General features: G+C 57.6%; 1 protein-coding gene. It reads left to right on the top strand.

Annotated elements, in window-relative coordinates; all coding sequences use genetic code 11:
* The first annotated feature begins 80 nt into the window (after positions 1-80).
* Positions 81-1,466, top strand: a complete 1,386-nt coding sequence (locus ACR0NY_RS19085) for an IS1182 family transposase (RefSeq protein WP_170437437.1) — start codon at positions 81-83, stop codon at positions 1,464-1,466.
* Positions 1,467-1,640: the final 174 nt, after the last annotated feature.

Here is a 1,640-nt window from a genome sequence, read left to right as displayed (position 1 = left end):
CGGCGTATTTCGTTGAAAAACTCTTGGTTGATTGAGTGGTAAGTCGCTGATTCAATTCGTCCTGTAGGGAGGAATTGGCGATGATGGGACCGAGGCAGGAAGCGCAGGCGGCGTTGTTCTACGAGTTCTCGCTGGAAGATCATGTCCCGCAAGATCACCTGCTGCGCTCGATTGATCGGTTCGTCGATCTTGGCAGCATCCGGTCGCATCTGGCGGAGTTCTACAGCCATACTGGACGCCCCTCGGTTGACCCCGAGTTGCTTATCCGAATGCTACTCGTGGGCTACTGCTTCGGGATCCGGTCCGAGCGGCGGCTTTGTGAAGAGGTTCATCTGAACCTAGCCTATCGGTGGTTCTGTCGGCTCGATCTGAACGACCGTGTGCCGGATCATTCCACATTCTCGAAGAACCGGCATGGGCGGTTCCGCGAAAGCGAACTGCTGCGCTACCTGTTCGAGATGACCGTGGCACACAGCATTGAGGAAGGCCTCGTCAGCGGTCAGCGTATGGCCATCGATGCAAGCTTGATCGAAGCCGATGCCAACAAGCAGAACTCAACGCCGAAGGAAGAGTGGGACGCCTCAACCGTTGATCCGACCGACGCGCCCCGCGCCGTCCGCGAGTATCTCGACACGCTGGACGAGGCTGCGTTCGGCGCTGCCAGCGAGGTTCAGCCCAAGTTCACATCGCATTCCGATCCGGCGAGCCAATGGACCGCAGCCCGCAAAGGCCCTGCATTCTTTAGCTATTCCGACAACTACCTGATCGATACAGATCACGGAGTTATCATCGACGTCGAAGCCACCAGATCAATCCGTCAGGCTGAGGTCGGATCGACCAAGACCATGTTGAACCGAGTAAAGGAACGGTTCGATCTGCATCCGGAGAGACTAATCGCGGACACCGCCTATGGCACCGGCCCACTTCTGGGCTGGCTGGTTGATCGCAAGATTGCGCCGCATATCCCGGTGTTCGACAAGTCCGGTCGCAATGACGGCACCTGGACCCGCGCCGACTTCGAATGGGATGCTGAGAATGACCAATACATCTGTCCCGAAGGTCACGCCCTCAAGCAGTTCCGCCGCAACTACTCAGACCCCAACCGCGGTCCGACGGGCAAGGGCACCGCTCGCTATCGCGCTCTGAAAGAGGTCTGTCAGGTCTGCCCATCGAAAACCAAGTGCTGCCCCAACGCGGATGCCCGCAAGATCAGCCGCGAAGAAACAGAAGACGCCCGCCAGGTGGCTCGAGACATTGCCAAGACCCGCCAGTACGACATCTCAATGAAGCTCAGAAAGAAGGTGGAAATGCTCTTCGCCCACCTCAAACGCATTCTCGGCCTGGGTCGGCTCCGATTACGTGGCCCATGCGGCGCAAACGACGAATTCCTCCTCGCCGCCACCGCCCAGAACCTCCGCAAACTGGCCAAGATCTTTCCCGCACCGCAGCAAACACGTAAAGCCTGATCAGAAAGGCACTCGCGCTCGGTTCAGCACACCACTTTCTGCGTCCGCAACACGTTGTTTTTCCACAGAATCGGCGTATTTCGTTGAAAAACTCTTGGTTGATTGAGTGGTAAGTCGCTGATTCAATTCGTCCTGTAGGGAGGAATTGGCGATGATGGGACCGAGGCAGGAAGC

The organism is Ruegeria sp. BJ5, assembly GCF_056537865.1.
This window is presented reverse-complemented; position numbering and strand designations above follow the sequence as displayed.

Excerpts from the sequence above, each read along its gene's own strand:
- ACR0NY_RS19085 (WP_170437437.1), top strand. The coding sequence starts at position 81 with ATGATGGGACCGAGGCAGGAAGCGCAGGCGGCGTTGTTCTACGAGTTC.